The sequence below is a fragment of the Gimesia chilikensis genome, from assembly GCF_007744075.1.
GTDB classification, from domain to species: Bacteria; Planctomycetota; Planctomycetia; order Planctomycetales; family Planctomycetaceae; genus Gimesia; species Gimesia chilikensis_A.
The window spans coordinates 5,461,398-5,477,908 of record NZ_CP036266.1 but is presented as its reverse complement, the minus strand read 5'-3'; the positions used below and the strand labels follow the sequence as shown (position 1 = coordinate 5,477,908).

General features: G+C 46.5%; 14 protein-coding genes and 1 pseudogene. 5 read left to right on the top strand and 10 right to left on the bottom strand.

Translation table 11 applies throughout. The features are described 5' to 3' along the window. The first annotated feature begins 116 nt into the window (after positions 1-116). The 5 genes from HG66A1_RS20815 (at position 117) to HG66A1_RS20795 (ending at position 3,722) form a co-directional block, all read left to right on the top strand. A complete protein-coding gene (locus HG66A1_RS20815; RefSeq protein ID WP_145188418.1) occupies positions 117-311 on the top strand; it encodes a hypothetical protein in 195 nt (64 codons plus the stop codon). Between the two features lie 119 nt (positions 312-430). After that, positions 431-637 carry a hypothetical protein gene (locus tag HG66A1_RS20810; RefSeq protein WP_145188415.1) on the top strand — a complete coding sequence of 69 codons (207 nt, stop codon included), beginning with the start codon at positions 431-433 and terminating at the stop codon, positions 635-637. A gap of 355 nt (positions 638-992) precedes the next feature. Continuing rightward, positions 993-1,547, top strand: a complete 555-nt coding sequence (locus HG66A1_RS20805) for a hypothetical protein (RefSeq protein ID WP_145188412.1) — start codon at positions 993-995, stop codon at positions 1,545-1,547. A 220-nt stretch (positions 1,548-1,767) separates the two neighbouring features. Then, positions 1,768-2,682, top strand: a complete 915-nt coding sequence (locus HG66A1_RS20800) for a hypothetical protein (RefSeq protein ID WP_145188409.1) — start codon at positions 1,768-1,770, stop codon at positions 2,680-2,682. Next, positions 2,682-3,722: a hypothetical protein gene (locus HG66A1_RS20795; protein WP_145188406.1), complete on the top strand. Its 1,041-nt coding sequence runs from the start codon at positions 2,682-2,684 to the stop codon at positions 3,720-3,722. Before HG66A1_RS20800 ends, HG66A1_RS20795 begins: the two co-directional genes overlap by 1 nt. Positions 3,723-4,037: 315 nt before the next feature. Here the strand turns inward: HG66A1_RS20795 and HG66A1_RS20790 are convergent, their stop codons facing one another. From HG66A1_RS20790 to HG66A1_RS20755, 10 genes and pseudogenes are all read right to left on the bottom strand, one after another. Continuing rightward, positions 4,038-4,745: a hypothetical protein gene (locus HG66A1_RS20790; protein ID WP_232106627.1), complete on the bottom strand. Its 708-nt coding sequence runs from the start codon at positions 4,743-4,745 to the stop codon at positions 4,038-4,040. Positions 4,746-4,769: 24 nt separating this feature from the next. Next, positions 4,770-4,880, bottom strand: a pseudogene (locus HG66A1_RS32850) (WD40 repeat domain-containing protein); the annotation flags it as partial. A 53-nt stretch (positions 4,881-4,933) separates the two neighbouring features. After that, entirely contained in the window at positions 4,934-6,646 is a 1,713-nt protein-coding gene (locus HG66A1_RS20785; protein ID WP_145188400.1) for a hypothetical protein, read from the bottom strand. 329 nt (positions 6,647-6,975) lie between these two features. Beyond that, a complete protein-coding gene (locus tag HG66A1_RS20780; protein ID WP_145188398.1) occupies positions 6,976-8,775 on the bottom strand; it encodes a hypothetical protein in 1,800 nt (599 codons plus the stop codon). Positions 8,776-8,829: 54 nt separating this feature from the next. Further along, positions 8,830-9,417, bottom strand: a complete 588-nt coding sequence (locus tag HG66A1_RS20775; protein ID WP_145188395.1) for a hypothetical protein — start codon at positions 9,415-9,417, stop codon at positions 8,830-8,832. A gap of 535 nt (positions 9,418-9,952) precedes the next feature. Beyond that, positions 9,953-11,464, bottom strand: coding sequence for a hypothetical protein (locus tag HG66A1_RS20770; protein WP_145188392.1), 1,512 nt, complete (start codon positions 11,462-11,464; stop codon positions 9,953-9,955). 186 nt (positions 11,465-11,650) lie between these two features. Continuing rightward, positions 11,651-13,054 (bottom strand): proteasome accessory factor PafA2 family protein, encoded by a 1,404-nt coding sequence (locus tag HG66A1_RS20765; protein ID WP_197996725.1) that lies wholly within the window; start codon positions 13,052-13,054, stop codon positions 11,651-11,653. 69 nt (positions 13,055-13,123) lie between these two features. Then, the gene (locus tag HG66A1_RS32130; RefSeq protein WP_197996724.1) at positions 13,124-13,459 is read right to left on the bottom strand and encodes a hypothetical protein; all 336 of its coding nucleotides are present in this window, start codon (positions 13,457-13,459) and stop codon (positions 13,124-13,126) included. Positions 13,460-13,532: 73 nt separating this feature from the next. Then, positions 13,533-14,189: a tetratricopeptide repeat protein gene (locus HG66A1_RS20760; protein ID WP_197996723.1), complete on the bottom strand. Its 657-nt coding sequence runs from the start codon at positions 14,187-14,189 to the stop codon at positions 13,533-13,535. 186 nt (positions 14,190-14,375) lie between these two features. Continuing rightward, positions 14,376-16,466, bottom strand: coding sequence for a hypothetical protein (locus tag HG66A1_RS20755; RefSeq protein WP_145188384.1), 2,091 nt, complete (start codon positions 16,464-16,466; stop codon positions 14,376-14,378). Between the last annotated feature and the right edge of the window lie 45 nt (positions 16,467-16,511).

Genomic DNA, 16,511 nt, shown 5'->3' with positions numbered 1-16,511 from the left:
CAGTGAGAAATTGGATGTTCTTCTTCTGAAATCTTTCTCACTTTTTCCTCTTGTTAACAGAGGGCGCAATATTGTGTTGTGCCAAAGTGTTTATTCTTTGCAACAAGGACCTACTAATGAAAAGTTTCAACTCACTGCCGCAGTCAGAAGTTGGCGGCACCAAACTGGAGCAGAGCTCCGAAAACACACCTGGCTCTGGAAAAGCTCCCCATCATTCTGAGGGAGGCTGGGATCTGCCCGATGACATCATCCCCTCAGGTGATGCTGCCTGGGATGTTCTCAAACAGCGTGAAAATTCATCTGGAGAATAGGAACCCCAATCAGGGTTGTTGCACACTGAGTGCTGCAACCCTGGTTTTTCTTGGCAATGACAGACATGACATAGCCTGTGTAGTTTTTATCTCACATCCGACATCAGGAGGGAAGTATCATGACCTATGACGCAAACCAACAGCCGCACGATGAGGACGATTTTGATCGAAGACGGGAGCCTCACAAGTCTAAGGAGAAGGCAATCGTTGCGGAGATTCTAGCCGAACATGATGAACCGGAAGCGCGAATTGCCGCCTGGACATTGCAGACCGGAAAATGCAAGCGGACATTCTACCGCCGGCTTAAGGAAATCGAGGAATCGTGATAGCCCTCGGTCGCCCCCCCCATGTGAGTGACATGAGTGACATTATGATTAACTGTCACTCGTGTCACTTTTGTCATTCGTAGATTGAATTCAGTCCCAGAACTATGGAGTTTCCTCTTTTCAAACGATAGAAGTGCACTGCAGTAATTGCATTGACTGCCCCCAGGGTTCTCCGCTGGTAATTGTAAATTGCACTTTTGATCATGCATGCGAAATCAAGTGCGATCACTATTTTTGTAAAAAGTCGTCATACGTTGCTGAAATTTCTGGCTCTTGGCCCTTTCAATAATAGTGGCAGGTGCAATGTGAGCACTGCCTGATTTATTAAATCCCAAATTAGTCGGAGAATTCAGAAATGAAAAAACAGCGTTTGATCAGAATCATGGCAAGTATAGTCGTATTGTTGTGTCTGGCAACCTTTTCAGGTTGTGGGCATGAATCAGTGTCCCTGGCGGACAACGTCGATTCCGAGAGGCACGATGACAAGATTGATCGGAAATATCGAAGCCCGGAAGCCAAAGCCATTCTGAGCGCCCTGCAGGCGGATAACCAAATTTCGTCGAAACTCAACTTGACGGAAAACACAAAAACCGAGGCCATGATCGAGTATCTAGTTGTCAGTATGAAAGACGTTGACGTTTCAGAATGTCCTGCAAAATTTTGTAACGCATACTCCGAGCATATCGCCGCCTGGCAGAGAGTGCTTCGCATTGTACATGAATATTCAGATGATATTCCCACCGTCCAGGAATGGCTCAAAGTTACTGCCCTCCATGGCACTGAGCCTCGTACTGACCTTGAACGTGAAGTATTTGCAGCATTCGATGATGTCGATTCGACTTTCGAAATCTGCAAAAGTATCGCTGCAGAGTACGACATCAAACGCTCTGAATTTGATCCGAAAGACTAATTGGAATTCCCCTGAATGAGAAAATTCAGATCGATCTGGTGCGTCTGCTCCTGTTGAAGGAAGCAGACGTACCTTTTCATAAGTCCTTTTGTCAAGCAAAGGGCGGGATTCTCTGGGGCACGTCACACTCATTGTGCGCATATCGACAATGGACGAAAGAATGCGCTTCTCCACAAGTCGCTTAAACGGCAATTCAAAACCACTCATCAGGAGATTGGATATGGTATCGATTAAACGAAAACGGCATCCCAATCCGGCTGTTGCCACTCAGTATCTTTGGGCATTAATCTCGAATCTGTTGCTGGTAATGATACCGTTGCCGATTGGACCGATGCGCCGCCAAATGGTTGGCACAGAGCGACGTCGAAAATCTGGGCATGATACGATTATCTATTCACACCCAGATATTGTTTGCACAGCACATCTGATCTGGGTCGGCTGGGTTGTTGCTGGAGCTGGTGTGTTCAATATGTATGTCGCCAATCCCAATTGGCAGCTCCCCATTGGATCGCTTTGCTGGCTGTGGCTTGCAACATTAATTCTTACGATCGCCATGATGGGGCTGCGGTTCAGCTCGGTGGCATGCGGATATCTTGCAGCTGCTGTCCTTCTGATATCGGTTCTCACACTGCTGCTACGACAAAACTTTACGGAATCTCCTGGTAAGTTCATCAATGCATTTGATGAGATTCCCGTAGACATTGCCTGGGGAGTTCCGCTCATCGTCTCTACTGTATTAGGCGTGTTGTTTGCAGCCGTTTCAGCATGGCAAACTCTCCATGAAGTCTGGGTCTTGCCTTACGATGAGGATTATTTGGAACAAAGGCAGTTTCTACGGCGAGCCTGGAGCCGGTCTTTGGGAGGATTGCAATTCGAAGCTTCGACTCCATGCGTTCTACGGCGCATGATTCTTTTCGGATATGGAGACATCATTATTCGACTGCTCAATGGGACTGAAGTTGCACGAGTCAGCGGCGTGTTCTTTGCCGAACGTCATGCGGAATTAATGCGTCGCAGGATGATTTCATCAGGCGATGCTGGGAACAGTCACATTAATGATGATCAAGTTGCTTTAGAGGCTGGAGCCTACGATGACGATGATATGGCTTTCGCTTTACACGAAGAGGTAGAGTGATGACTCTGATAGACCTAAAATGTTCCGAGTTCACTTCGGATTGTGCGATTCACGATCAACCCAAGTCCAAATCCGCTCCGCAGCGGAAAGACCTGGCACGTCTCGAACCGTTGATTGAAAGGGCCGTCGCACAAATGTCTCACGAAGGATTGTTTCCCAACAATCGAAAATGGCCTGCGGTTTGTGTTGATAGAGGATGTGGCGCTGACGAGCATGCCACTATCCTTACAGCCGCCTTTGTTCAAGCGATGCAGCAGTGGTCATCAGGTCCTGTACAGGTCATTCATATTGATCGAGCTGCGATCGATTTGAAAAGTCTGGTACGCCACATTAATCGCTTTCGTACAGTGACGGGTCAATATTCTAATCAAACAGAGCAGTCCAGAACTCATGCTGCTTTGCACTGGTTGGACCTGGGATACGTTTCAGCCAAGGATTACCAAAACGACGAGACCTGTCTTAGCGAAATCGCACATACTCAATGGGAGATATTTTTGAAAACGGTATCGCGCGAACTCGTGCCGGGCGGCCGCTTGATTATTTCGCAGATTGCTGTAGCCAGTGCAAGCATGCGAGAGCAGCATGTCCCGGTGCGCCTCGTTCGTCTGGCTGCGGCTCGTATCCGCCGCCAACTCGGTGTTTCCGAGTCTCCCAACTACCCAGACTGGCAGGTGCTTCCCGTCTATCTGAGAACGCGGGACGAAGTGTTACGCCCGCTCTTAGCCGAAGAAAATTTGCTTTCATTGTCCACTGAACTCTGTGAGGCAGAACATGTCGACTGCCCTTATTTTACTGCCTGGCGCCAACATGGTTGTAATCGCAGTTTCGCCGCATCGTTCACCAACTTCATCCGCGCTTTTAGTGAATGGTCGGTCCGCATTTGGCTGAAAAGTCTTGTCAGTCAAACAGGTCACCATGACCAGTTTTCGCAACTGTTACATGAATTTTACCAAACGATTGAGCAGGAAGTACGTCAATCCCCCCAGGATTGGCAGATGCGACGTACTCGAATCGTTCTGGTTGCTCGCCGAATCGACTGACATTGCTGATAGTGGATTGCTCGATTCGCGAGTTCGCAAAGGATGTTTAATCCAGCGTTGATTTATAAGTCTGGCAGACGCCCAGAAACAAATAAAACAGTGGTGTCAACAACGGTCACAAAAACTTATCGCCTGCAGGTCGATAACCGTCGTGTTGTCTGAGACGGATTCGCCATGATTTGGCGTTGTGAGGACGAATGCGTGGTCTCTTGCTATTTCATCAGAAGCGGATTATTGCTTGTGTATTTTGTGTGTCGCCGTTTGGTGTCCTGCAATCGGTAACTTTTATTGGTGGTTTTGCTATAAAAGTACCTTTCAGAATGGCAAGTCTCCAATCGTGAACGTTGCTAAGCCGCGGCTGGTGCCTGCGATGATTTCTGGCTTGTGTAAAGTGCCTGTCTGAGGATCGACATTCCAGATCACACTCTCAATTGATGCAGGAACTTTTATCCATAACATGTGTTGTCCCTCCGGGTCTTCATCTGGTAGCCAGACTCGAACGGTCTGATTATCCTGTGCTATTAAGATGTAGTGCTCGTAACTTGCGAAAGAAGAAACGGAAGAATCCAGCTGGAGGCAGATTTGCTCCTCCCAACCTTTTCTCTGTTCCTCACGCCACACACGCACTGTCCCGTCCCGACTTCCGCTGACAATCCGCGGTGCCCCACCCCCCGCACCCGGCAGAACACAAACACTACGGACCCAATCTTCATGTTCGCCCGCCAGTTCCCACTTCCAGACACCCTCCTCCTGCTCACGCCACACACGCACTGTCTTGTCCCAACTTCCGCTGACAATCCGCGGTGCCCCACCCCCCGTACCCGGCAGAACACAAACACTATTGACCCCATTTTCATGTTCGCCCGCCAGTTCCCACTTCCAGACACCCTCCTCCTGCTCACGCCACACACGCACTGTCTTGTCACCACTCCCGCTGACAATCCGTGGTGCCCCACCACCCGCACCCGGCAGAACACAAACACTACGGACCCAATCTTCATGTTCGCCAATACGGTTCGTCACTCCTGTTTCTGGATCCCAAATAAGGAGAGAACCATCATCACTTCCAGAAACGATTCGTGGGCCATAGCTCTGTTCCCAGTATTTACCCGCTGGAAATACACAGACTGCATTGACAGATGCACGATGTTCCGACATCGTCAATTGCCCCTTAGGTTGAGGCGCATAGAGAGCACGAAGAATCTTTCTATTCATGTCGATTGCTTTCTTGTTTTGCAGAGATTCAGCAGAGCCTTGCGAAACTGCGGTTCTTCGTAGGACAGAACCAGTGGGATTAAATGCGCGGGCTGTTTGCGAATGTCGCTGCCAAATTCATAGAGAATGGCCTGGATTTTCCGGTAGCCTGGAAAATGACTGATGGCCCCGACATAGGATTCGAGCAGCCGGACCATTGCCAGAGGTTCTTTTGTTTCGATTGCTTGGACCATTAATTCGACAAAAACCTGCAACGAAAACCACTGCTCAGGATCATCTATTCCACTTTCCACATCCATGCTAAACAGTTTCATTGCCAGAAAAGCAGCCGGCAGTCTCCAGACTGAGGGATTTAACGCCAGCCGTCTGGCAGTCGCCTGAATCCAGGATTGGGTCAGTCGACTGACAGACCGGGGAAGTTGATACTCGATCAGAGCCACGACACCGGCAAAATAATACAGCATTGAATCGTGAGGAAAACGAACCTGATCGCCATCCCGCATCAGCAGGGTGTATTGTATGGCCTCTTCAGGGGGAACCGTTCCAGGATGTTGCTCTGCAGGCCAGTCCTGTGTGTTGGAATAGATTCCTGATTGTTGCCATAATCGGTCAACGTTAAACCACTGGGGAGTGCGTTTTGTCAGGGGATTGAAATCAGGCGAATCGAGTAAACAGTCCAAGTCATCATATGGACTTTGCGTTGTTGAAGCGTTTGAGAGGGTGTGAAGGGCGAATCGGGTACAAATCACATTTTTAAGATGCTTACCGAATTTGCCCCGATCCTTTCCCAGTGACGACTTCTCATACGCTTCTGGCTCATGATTAGAGGTCACATTTAGATGCGCCTTGTCAATCAATATGCCATATAGATCAGCTAGAGTGTGTACTTTGCTCCAATCACTGTCGGGAAGGACCGTGGCTAAGTGCATGAACAGAGGAGTTGAAACCAACTCGGCTGAAGTATTTCCCTCGAGATAACGGTCGAGCAATTCACGAAAGGCTGCAGTCTGTTTGTTTTGCTCTGAAGTTAATGGAGGTTCCGACCAACCGGGAATATGATCAGAGAGCTCGGCACGAAACTTGTGGAAATTTTCAAAATAGCTTTCTGCCTCAAAAGAGGTTGCATGTTTTATTGAATACAAGCCGATATGTTCTCCACGGTCATCTTTGAGTTTATCTGGGAGTTTATCTGGAGTTTCGGACTTGGATGTTCCGTCCCGGTAGGAAACAACACAGCGATGGCCAAAACAACCGAATACTTTCTGAAACTGAATGATGGCCTTGGCAACGAGTTGCTGATGAGATGAAGAGTAGGCGTTCAGGTCAAGAAAGATCAAAACCGGCGGGCCAAGTTTCAGTTCCCTGACAATCAGGCTGAGCGGTAAGTCCTGTTCGGTATTGGAACAGGCAATACTGGCAAGTCCCTGTAACAGTAAAAGGTGCAGACAGTTTTCATGTTGTTCTCCGTATTGCTCTATATGGTTGTTAATGATGGTTCCCGGGAGTTTGGCCCAGCAGGGAACGTAATTGGCAAGTAACGGCTGTAGACTGCGTGGTGCCATAGTGCAGTCAAGAAAAGCTTTACGTGCTGCGACAGTTTTGCCTGAGCCTGTTGTAGAGACCAGGACAATAGCGCGCGGGTCAGGAGTAAGTTTGACACCGCCATACTGAAAGTCTTTGGTATGCGTGCGTCCCAGCTTGAGAATCAAATCACTCAGATTATCGAAATGCGGACCCGATGTCTGATTGCTGAATGCATCATCGGTTTTATGATCGTTTAAGTGCCCCGCTTTATTAATTCCAAGCTGGCAGTAGAGTGCGTTGCCAGACTCGTCCTGGTAGAAAAAACGCTGATATCCTGCGGCTTTCCAGACCTCAGGATGATGCCGATTAAGCTTACGACCATCACTGTCCTGCATGCCCAGGTCCCCAATCTCCTTCAGGACATGTTCTACTGCGAGGACATCCAGTTGATTGCGTTCCTGTAATTGCTTAGCAACATGATTACGTAGAAAGTGAGTTCGCCAGACCGGAAGATTCAAGCAGACGTCTCCTTAATCAAGTTATCCACATCAAAATCGATTGCAGCCTGGAGTTGTTCACTGTCATCCCAGAATTGGGAGATGATACCATCATCACAAATGGCGATGATCACATGAGATCCTTTATTCGCTTGCAGTAGCTTCATAAGTTCCAGTTTTTGACTGAATCGCTGTTGATCTTCGCCTAAACTCAGCCCGCCTTTCGAATCGTAAACGACGATGATGAGTTTTCGAGGTGTTTGCAATGCAAGGTCAATCGCGGCCGGGGAGATATAATGCTCCGAAACGACACAGTCCGCCAGCTGAGCAGCGCCAGCGTCAGGTGATTCGGGCAGTTGATCGAAGTCGATTTTCATGACGACCGGTTGATCGAGTTTGGCCTGATCATCCCAGCCTTTCTCATTTGCAACTGCTTTCCATTTGGTGACGAGTTGAAACTCGATGAAGTCCGCAATCTCTACGGTTGATTCTCCAAAGGGAATCATGATCTTGTAGAAAGGTCGTTCCGTTTTATTATCGTTCAGATTAAACCATGATCCGAGTATGTTTTCGGAATCTTTCAACTCCTCTGGAATCGTCTGAAGGTCTTCAGTGACAAAGCCGTTAGCAAGATCTTTTGAATCAGTTGGTAGTTTCGGAGTAGAGTCAACTGAAAATGACTCACCAGCATATGACTCGCGAAGGTCATCAAAGCCATCGGTGATTAGTAGACTGTCCGTGATCAACCCCTCAAAATCATCTCCAAAAAAGTCGACTTTCTTTTCGAGTTCTGCAGCTAAATTCCTGGCATCTTGTTTATCTTTCCAAGCGGTCGGCAATAGAACACTGTGCGAATGGTTCCAGCAATTAGAGTATTGAAGGATTGCGGGACATTTCTTTTCTTGTCCTACCACTTCGCAAATTATCAGCTCCTTGTCTGTGTCATCTAGCTTGACTTCACCAGTGGCGATTAATGGCCGGAGAGCACGTTTGTTGGCCACACAATAAATGGCCAGAGCTACTGATAGCGAAAGGGAAGAACCTTTAAAATCAAATAAATACGGAGTAAGATTATAAATCGTCTCATCTGTTGAATTCTTGTTATACTGACTTCGTGTCAAAATGTTAAATTCGATGAGAACACAATGTTTTTGTTTTTTATTCAATCCGTGCTTTTCAATAAGATACTCTGCTATATCGTTAAGCCCCTTAGTATCATCTTTATTCGTAAGTACCAGATGCGACCAGGGGGCATAAATCACATATTGGTCGGTGGAAAGAAACTGAGGACGTTCTATAAGGGTAACGATACAGGAACTTAATGTCCCCTGGGTCCCAGTGAGTGGGAATTTGACTTCAAAGCGTTTTCTTGGTTCTACCTTGTTGGCCAGTGTTGTCAGTTCTTTTGCAGCTTCGAGAATTTTTCCAGGAGTCATCCCTTGATGAAGGGGACGGATATTTTCAGGACCAAGTAAATGGGTACGTGCGACTTCGTCTGCTAATAACTTCTCCAATAAAACCAGGTCTGAATCAGACCAAGTGGCATTTTTATCATGTAGCATTTGTCGTAAACGAAAGCGAATGATTGCTGGTGCAAGTTGGTTTTTGTGGAACTGTTGTCCCTCCTCAAATTTCGGAAACAGTGGTTTTATTGACTCAGATAACCACATTGTCTGGTCGATTGATTTTTCCAAGGAACAGAGTAAGCTGAACGGCCACAAGCGGTGGTTCTCGTCTTTATATAATTCTTGACGAGCTGTCTCCCGTTCGGGAGTATCCTCTGTATTCCAGATCATCAGACTTTCTCGTAAATTCATGGCCGGATCACTTTCCAGTTATATGCTGCGATTTTGATATAAAGTGTCTTCGTTTTACTTAGTCAGGAGAAAACCCCAGAATTTCCCACCGTAGGCTGGGGAAGGGCACGGATGCTCGAGTTCAACCTGATCTGGTCGAAAACGAAATGTTTCCCCGGTTTTGATGATCTGTCCCGTTCGTCCCGGTGCATGTGAGAGAAACTGTGCCAGGTGTCGTGCTTTACGGTCTTCCGGAGTCAGTTCCTGGTCGTCGGGATTTTCTTTAGTCAACGCTTCCAGTAATTCGGCAACAATGGACGAAGCCTGTTCGTCAGTTTGTACTTCAGGTGTCTTAGCTGAAGGAACCAAGGTTTCTTCTAGAGACTTGGAACCGACAAACTTGGGAAAATCTTCGGGCGGTGTGTCGAGCAGTTGCTTGAGTAAGTGTAAATGCTGCGCTGTCAGAATCAAAAACAGACAGGTGGCTCCTTCCTGAGACGAATTCACTGGAATGTTGATAAAGAACGACTCAATTTCATCATAGAGATCTGGACTCGCCCCGTAACCGGAAAACAAATGACTGTCCTGGTCATCTATGACCGTGATGTTAAGCTTACCTTCAGCATCAGCGGCAGCTTTGATCAGATGGCCCCATGATGACATAGATGCTGCATGTTGGGGTTCAGCTCTCTGCCCCTGATTATTAAATTGTAGCAGGTGGGTTTTGTATTCATTAATATCACGGTCTATTTCCGAATCTCCGGTCCAATCCTGAGGATGATCGGGATCCCAATCATAAGTCATTTTTTCCTGCCTTAACCCGTAACAAAAATCACGGACTGTTTCTGCACCTGCCTCAGGTCCCCAGAGACGCAATTGCGTTGAACGGCGGAATGAGTATTTCTGATTGAAGAGCGATGCAGAGATTTGACTGTATTCGCTGTTAGTCGATTCGTGAGTCATTATCAGGTCCTCCTGGAGGATAAAAAGTTTCGTAATTGTGTGTGTGTGTGTGTGTTACTTCTGAGATAAAAAGGTAACCGCAGGATAAATTTCAATGAGTCAAACTATCTGCTGCGTGTTATTCTCGAATACCGAACAGCAGCTTTGGGCAACCTGCTTTGTCATGACATCCTCGAGACCGTAGAAGATCAGCTGTTGATACTGTTCCAGTTACTAATAGAAGATCAAGCATGATTTAATTGGCTCTTACAAATTCGATTTCTTTTTGACGAAGTTCCTCATGGACATCGACCATTTTCCATTTTTTCTTTTTTCTCTTAAATTGGAACCACGTGACCATGAGTCGTTGTAATTCATCAAGCAGAACGGAATAAATTGCCCTTTTGAGAACCTCCGGATACTCTGATACTCCTGTATCATCAATAGCATCCAGCGAAACTTCGATATCCTCCAAGGTCAAAAGACCGCAGTCTAATTTTGGTATCCATTCATAGAAAAGATAAGGCTCGGCTTTTTTGTCATTCAGCCTGTAAGTTACCTTTTGCCAATATTCAAGACGATTAATTACTTTCTCTCTTCGCCTGGAAAAGATCTCATCGTTCAGCAGTTCTGTGTAATCTATGGTTTGATCGAAGAGGGGAAAACAGTCGAGGAATTTGATAGGTGAATTCATCCACGCAGCAAGATACAAATAGCATTTGTAATGCTGAGGGAAATTCGCTTTGAGTGAATTCACGAACTCGTGACGTTCCGTATCACTCCACGCCTGAGTGAGTGGGACTTCATTACCCGGTAGATCCGTTGTAGTCTGATGACTGTATTCTCCACTAAGAATACCAGAGATGAAAAGGCGAAGATCAACACCGTGTTCCATACTGGGGTGGTCCGCGGGGAGAAGCTCATACCACTCTATCAGCAGTTGTATGCGTAGCTCATCAACATCGATTGTTCCCCTAGTAAATCCATCCTCTTGTTGCTGTGTAAGAAAAAGAAATTCGTTGTATGCATCGCTTGTTTTTTCGATTCCAAATTTTTTGATATGCGAAGCGAGTCGCAGTAATTCTCCAGTAAGTAATTGGCCGAAAGAATTGTTGTCTGCCAGTTGATCTTGATTAAAAAAGTTTATCGAATCTAAGTTTGATAATGGTTCCGGCGTCTCTTTCAGTTTTTTGAGGAATTCACCAATGTAAATCAGGGACTGATCATCCAAGGCAGAGATCTCGGAAGCTAAGTCATTTATTCTGTTCGGCCACTGTGTGAAGTTGTTTTGAGGCATGTTACACCAGTCAGTACAGAAGGCTCCTTTCGATCCACGGCCCTTATAAAATGCCTCATAGAGTTGATACAGCCCCGTCGCTCTTCTTCCGAAAATACACCATGTCAATATTAAGGCCTTGTATACAGTTCGCTGTTTCGTGCTTAATTGAACATTCTCTACTGAAGCATTCTCGCGATGGGAATTCTTATTTTCCTGCTCATTCTCTATTTCTATATCAGGATCAACTATATTATCGCGATTAAGCTCTCGACCGTTTTGCTGAATGAGTTCAGGGTTGTAATTTAGATGTGCTATAACGATGTCATTATAATAGGTTCTCTTTACATACTCTTTGTAGACCTGGTTTGCACGGCCACGTTCCAAGTGCCTCTTGAGTATCGTTTTAGTGACTTCATCGCAGTCACTTTGTGATGGGGAATCGTTGGCTAACCAGGTTCGGACGGCAAATGGGAGCAGCATCTCAGACATGAATTTAAAATCCAGCCACTTTTTATTATCCAATTTAAAAAGCCTGTTTAACATCAGAAGTCGGTTGATAATATGATGCAAAAATCACCTCCGAAATAAGTGTGAGAGTTTATTGTCGTCTTAGATAATTAACATAATCGCGGGGGATGCGCTTAATCCCTGATTTCAGGTTTCGAAACTCCGAGTTTAATGTGAGGGTAACACGAGCCGATGTTCATCGACGGCATAAGGGTCAGAGAGCAGGAACAATTCGCAATGCTCGGGATTCTGTACCTGATCCCAGTCAGCCGATAAACCTCTGCTTTCTTGAAACTGTTTTAAGAGGCGTGCTCGTGTTTGGGCACGGGTATGAACTTTGGGAACATAACTCTCAGCTTCTTCTCCCGGTGCTACCAGGTTTGTTACCCGATGTTTGATCCTTTCTCGCTCTTCCATGTAGTCAAAGAGAGAATTTTCTGATGAAACATTATGGTAACTTTGGTTCAGTGCGGTCAACTCACAGGTGAGATATTGATCACTGGTTACGTCTGCCCAGCTGGCACCTTTCATCTTCAAAAATTCTGAATATTGCTTGTGCTTGATCCAGGGATCCAAGCGAACAGAGAGCCAGTCGACATCTCCCTGTTCCATTTTGTTCAATGTGGTTTCCCAGATGGCGGCTACCTGACGTGTCCACTCGGGTGAATCAGGATATTTAGCGATATACTGATCGATCAGTTGAAGGTAGAGGCGTTGCAGTTCGATCACATAAGGATCAACATGGAGACTGTCTTCATCGGAAATCAAAACATTCATCGTTCGTGCTGCCTGCAGCCAGAATTTATGAAACTTTGAGTCTCCTGATCGTTCTGGCAATAGTCTAATACTATCAGGATTGTCGATTACCGCCTTCAGAACCAATGCCGTAATTCCTGACTGTAGTAACTGAGAAAAGTGGGAACGACAGGCATCCTGCCACAGCGTGTGATAACGATACCCGTTGGCAACTGGATCTCGAGTCAGATGTTCGTTACGTGCATATGAGTGCAGCGCGCGTCCTGTCGTAGTTGCTCCCCCTTGTTCTGATTCCAGAAACAGGAGTCGTGTCGAGCCAACCCATTGTCCTGTATCAACAGTCCGACCACCTGAGCCGGTGTAAGAGTGCGAAGCCAGGAAAGGCAGCATTTGATGGGGAAGCTGTTGCGGAGGGACTTCGATCAGGATATTACCGTGGGTCCCCCAGGTTGGTGAATTCTTACTCAGAATGCCTGAGTGATTACAGTTGGCCAGAAACAGTGATGTCCCCTTCATGGCTAATCGTTGGCAGGCCATTTTCAAGATCATTTCACCAGAGTTTCGCATCTGAACCAGACTGAATGGTGAATCTGCTTCAGCGACGGCCAATTCCAAATGCGTACCGTCCAGATAAAAACGACCATAGGGCGTAAAAACACCGTCGGTACAATTTGCGGTAGGAACCAGCTCTTTAATTTCATCAAACAGCTTACGAATTGTTTCCATGAATTGGGACTGGTTCTGGCAATCAGGTACAGCTGTCAGATATTCGATTTCCGTACCTAAAACAAAACGTTGCGGGTCGAGTTGTGGCATGACTGTGTTTACCATTTATAAAGATCAGGGTTGCAGCACTCAGTGTGCAGCAACTCTAATTGAGGTTCCCTATTCTCCAGATGAATATTCACGTTGTTTGAGGGGGGCCAGGTCAGTACTTCTCGAGGGGATGATGTCTGCAGGCAGATTCCAGCTTTCCTTAGAGCGAATGGAATCATTATTGGAGCCAGATTGTTTTTTTGAGCTATCTACTGGCAGTAAGAATGATTTGATGTTTTTCATCGACATGCCCTCGCTGCAATGAACAAACGCTGGACCACAACACCATATTGTGTCTCCAATATTTAGAGGAAAAGCCGTGATAGTTTTCAGTTGAATCACATCTGATTTTTCACTGAACTCTGAGCTTCTTGATTTTCTATTGATTGGAACTCCTTTAATCACAATGAGTTTGGATTTTCCACTTTTTCTAAAGAATTCTTGATTTTACCTCTTCACCGCCATTATTAAGGTGGGGTCAATTTTCCAGTTTTCGCAAATACAAACCCGCCTCAAAATGCCCTGAAGAGCTCAGACATTGAAGTCGCTTTCTCGCCTCTTCAATATCCCGTGGCACGCCGATACCATCCCGATAAAACAGGGCAAGCGTAAGTTGCGAATGAGAAAGTCCTTTTTCAGCTGCACGCGAGACCCAGCAATATGCCTGGTCATAATCAGCGGCCACACTCCATGAATTTAAATAGAAGATACCAACGGCATGCATTGCTGGTGAGAAGCCTTGATTCGCTGATGCAAGATACCACCGAAATGCTGACGAACAATTTTTTCGTCTTAAGAACACACTGGCATGCTCGTATTGCGAATATTGACATCCAGATTCTGCTTCCAGTCGGAATAACGATTTGCTCGCAGCGTTTGCTTCCGACGCTAGTGGTGGAACATAGATGACGGGATTTTCTGGTGCTTTATACTTCCAGGGGGCTTGAGTCTGGCATGCTATCCCCAACAGCCAGTAATAGCCCGAATATCCAGTTTCAGCTAACTGCCTCCATGACTTATGCCGCAATGAGTAATTGGCGTCTATCCAGTCGTAAATAGACATCTCATCTTTCGATCCTTGAAAGTAGTAAGCGTCAGCTAATTCATTAATCTCAGCGATTGTTGATTTTGTCATAACTGATGTCTCCAGCATGAATTTTTTGTATCAGTAACTTAATTCGAGTCTGAAAGCCTCTGAGGGCGAAAAGTATGTGTCGGAAAGATTTCGGAAATCATTGAGTAAATAAAGAGGACAACGTTTACTGTCTCCCGACAGAGTATGCCGCCAGAGGCCATTGGGCCGATGGCGGCATATTCTGATTTACAAGCTTGTTGATCGAAGTAAGGTCTTGACCAGTCGAGTCATTTGTGGCACGAACTCTTCCATGTTGGTGAATTTCAAGACCCATGAATCACCAAAAATCTGCTCTGAGGCGTAGTCTTCAATGGCAACATTCAGCACTCGGATTCCGGACTTACGCAGTTGAATGACTTCATCACGTGTTGCTTTAATGGCTGGTTGTCCTTCGTAGTCTCTACCATTGGGCGCACCATCGCTGACAACGATCATCCAGCGTGGACGCTTACTGCTGGTATTGCTGCGGAATAGTTCACCGGCTGTGCGTATTGCCTGGTGATCGTAGTTGGCCCTCTCTACTGCGTCACTAATACAGGCGACCTCTCGATTACGTCGCCCGTAGCAATAACGAACCAGGCAGTCCCGATCCTGCGGACCGCAGGTTGTATGTGTATAAATCTCGAGTTCAATGTTCGGAACTGCCCCCAAGGCATCAACGAAAAGAGTCGCTACTTCTCTCGCTCTTTTGTGTCTTGAAGGGTTCCCTTCAAACATCGATCCTGACTCATCCAAAAGGAGGCACAATGCTATTCCAGGCTCTGATTTTTCTTCAATTCTCTGGCAGAAAATCCGATCGTCAATGAATCCACGTGCAATCTGACGTGAATTCAGTTTTCCCCGTGTGCGACCTGTGAGTAACGATTGTCGAGGAACCTTGGTTAAACGAATGGTACGTCGGAGGGCTTCTTTGTGTGGACGTACGACTGCTTGATCCAGCACCAACTTTTGCCGTGCCTTTTCCGTTGGCTTAGGGAATTTAATGACCGTCTGGCGATCTCCGTCCCAGACCCAGGGGGCACCAGTCTCGACTTCCTCCTGAACTTCACGATGCTCTGCTTCATCACCCAATTTTTCAACCGCTGTGATTTCCTGCTTTGAGAGTGGACAGCTGATGCCATTGTATGTGTCATCGATCGTTATGACTTCCGGAGAACCAAACCGTCTTCCTGCACGATCATGTCTGCTATCGCCATTCTTCTCGACTTTACATGCATGGTCGAATAGCCGATCTGCAATCGCCAGTAATGGATCGCGGTCTTCTTGCAATGCGATGTCAGCAGCGCGTTCCCAACGTTTGACTTCCTTAAGCAATAGATCGACCACACTGCGGCAGTTTTCGTCTTCAGCAGTCAACAAGGCGCGATCTCGGGAATCAGCTTCCAATTGACACAGAATCCGTTCAACCCTCTTATCATGAATTCTTCCATCTCGTCGCTCCTTAACAAATTTCTCTGGAAGTTCTGGATACAGTTTGCGATATCTCCGCCATAACGCTTCTGTTCGAATTGCGAATTCTTCGACGTCAGATTCACTCACTGGTGCTGATGGAAAGCTTGACCGGAGTAAATCAAAGACACAGTCTTCATTAATTGCTGTCCAATGCTGCATTTCACTCGTGAGCCGATGTGGGCAGCGAATGAAAGCAAAGAGCAGTTTTTCTACTTTGTCCATATCCGGTAAAAATTGCCAACTCCCGGAAAATGTCTCTAATGGCCGTTCAATCAGGGTATGCTTGGTTATCTGCATCAGTGATGCGTAACCAGGGGACTCTTCTCCGGCCAGAGCTTCGATGCGTTCATCCTCCCATAAATTGTTATAGAGACGCTTGTGTTTCGTAGTTCCCGCAGACAACCTCGAATACCCCTCTCGTGTGTGGAGAATGTGACTTGCCTCATGAATCCCAATCCCACAGTACACTGCTAGAACCTCCGAGGTCTCACAAAACTGCATGGGCCCTTTATCCAACAGTATGAAGGGCTTATCAAATGATGTTGGAGCATCTCTGAACCCCGCACCTCCTGCTGCACCATCCGACAATGACGCAAAGGCAATTTTGCAGTGGCGAGGTAATCCGTGATTACGAGTAATGTTGGTTACGACATTAAGAATCTTGCGCAATTGTTTCACAAGATTGTCAGATTCTTTAAATGTGCCGCAATCTGAAATCATGATCGAGCGGCTAAGACGTTTGGCATCAAGTTTCAGGTTCTTCGCGCTGGCGCTGGTATACCAGTCTGAACCTGATGTGTTTACGGTGGCCATGGATGTGGTCATGGTTCTCATCCTCGTTAGACATATTAAGTGGAATATTCCAGGTAG